The sequence below is a fragment of the Carboxylicivirga marina genome (assembly GCF_016612505.1).
GTDB lineage: Bacteria > Bacteroidota > Bacteroidia > Bacteroidales > Marinilabiliaceae > Carboxylicivirga > Carboxylicivirga marina.
Genome location: NZ_JAENRR010000171.1, coordinates 1 through 495, shown reverse-complemented (window position 1 = coordinate 495; position 495 = coordinate 1). Strand labels below are relative to the sequence as shown.

At 33.7% G+C, this 495-nt stretch carries 2 protein-coding genes; both read left to right on the top strand.

Features of this window, described 5'->3' with window-relative positions:
* On the top strand, nucleotides 1–260 hold a 260-nt coding region (locus JIV24_RS22250; RefSeq protein ID WP_234445932.1), incomplete at its 5' end, for a hypothetical protein.
* On the top strand, nucleotides 248–495 hold a 248-nt coding region (locus JIV24_RS22245; RefSeq protein ID WP_200467284.1), incomplete at its 3' end, for a type II toxin-antitoxin system RelE/ParE family toxin. The genes JIV24_RS22250 and JIV24_RS22245, both read left to right, overlap by 13 nt.

The following is a 495-nucleotide window of genomic DNA, read 5'->3' as shown; positions in this document are numbered from 1 at the left end:
CGATATTTATTCCAAATTACAGGAAGATGACGGCGATTGATATACTCAAGAATAAACTTATCGATAAAGTACTGGCTACCAATAATAAAAAGTTATTAAAAGCCATTGATAGCATTTTCGAATCAACAGGTCAGGAGGAGAAAATACTGTTAAGTTCCGAGCAGATAGAAATGTTAGCGATGAGCGAGGCTGAAATTGAAAAAGGTGAAGTTATTTCAGAAGAAGAATTGGATAAAATGGACGAAGGATGGCTCAGTTAAAAGTATATTGGACTTTGACAGCCATCAAGCAAAGAAATCACATTTTCGCCTACTGGAATAAACGCAACAAATCAAGTACTTATTCACAAAAACTAAGATTAGGGATTAAGGAACGTATCAACCTTATAAAAGATAATCCTGAGATTGGAAAACCAACTGAATTAAACTTTATACGCGGATTATCACTTGGCCATTATAGCATACTATACAAACAACAAGAATCTAGAATTTACAT